4 tRNA genes are annotated in these 725 nt (G+C 44.1%); all 4 read right to left on the reverse strand.

Annotated features, from left to right (window positions below):
• Positions 1-311: 311 nt before the first annotated feature.
• A tRNA-Val gene (locus VTH8203_RS20270) sits at positions 312-387 on the reverse strand.
• Between the two features lie 30 nt (positions 388-417).
• Positions 418-493 (reverse strand) — tRNA-Ala (locus tag VTH8203_RS20275).
• A gap of 30 nt (positions 494-523) precedes the next feature.
• A tRNA-Lys gene (locus tag VTH8203_RS20280) sits at positions 524-599 on the reverse strand.
• A gap of 2 nt (positions 600-601) precedes the next feature.
• Positions 602-677: transfer RNA gene (locus tag VTH8203_RS20285), tRNA-Glu, on the reverse strand.
• Positions 678-725 lie beyond the last annotated feature (48 nt).

Genomic DNA, 725 nt, shown 5'->3' on the forward strand with positions numbered 1-725 from the left:
TAACCATACAACCCCAAAGGGTCTTTCTATTTGTCTTCACTTTTGAAAAGTGAAAGCAAACGGTCAAACAACCAAAGTTGTCTGCATTTTTATACATGTGCAGACTCGATTTTGCCGGACTCAAATTCCAAGAACACTTGAATGTGTGTTGGTACCTACATCTTTCGATATAGGATTTGAGAACTTTTAATAGATAACAATTAATCAAATCGTTATCTGTCAGCTTTCCAAATTGTTAAAGAGCTTGTTTTCTACAGCAATAAAGCTTTCGAAACCATTTTTAAGAACACTTAAGAAAATATGCTTAAAGATGGTGGGCGATACCGGGCTCGAACCAGTGACCCCCTCCTTGTAAGGGAGGTGCTCTCCCAACTGAGCTAATCGCCCACGAAAATCATTCCGTGGAATGTTCAAGAATGGTGGAGCTAAGCAGGATCGAACTGCTGACCTCCTGCGTGCAAGGCAGGCGCTCTCCCAGCTGAGCTATAGCCCCATATCTTGAGATTTCCTTCAAAGAAGGAAATGGTGGGTCGTGCAGGATTCGAACCTGCGACCAATTGATTAAAAGTCAACTGCTCTACCAACTGAGCTAACGACCCAATGGTATCCCGTAGGGGAGTCGAACCCCTGTTACCGCCGTGAAAGGGCGGTGTCCTAGGCCTCTAGACGAACGGGACACTGCGTTTGTAAGTGTTGGGCACTTACATTTCTCTTTACATCATAAA

This window comes from Vibrio thalassae (assembly GCF_900089835.1).
In the GTDB taxonomy this organism is placed as follows: Bacteria; Pseudomonadota; Gammaproteobacteria; order Enterobacterales; family Vibrionaceae; genus Vibrio; species Vibrio thalassae.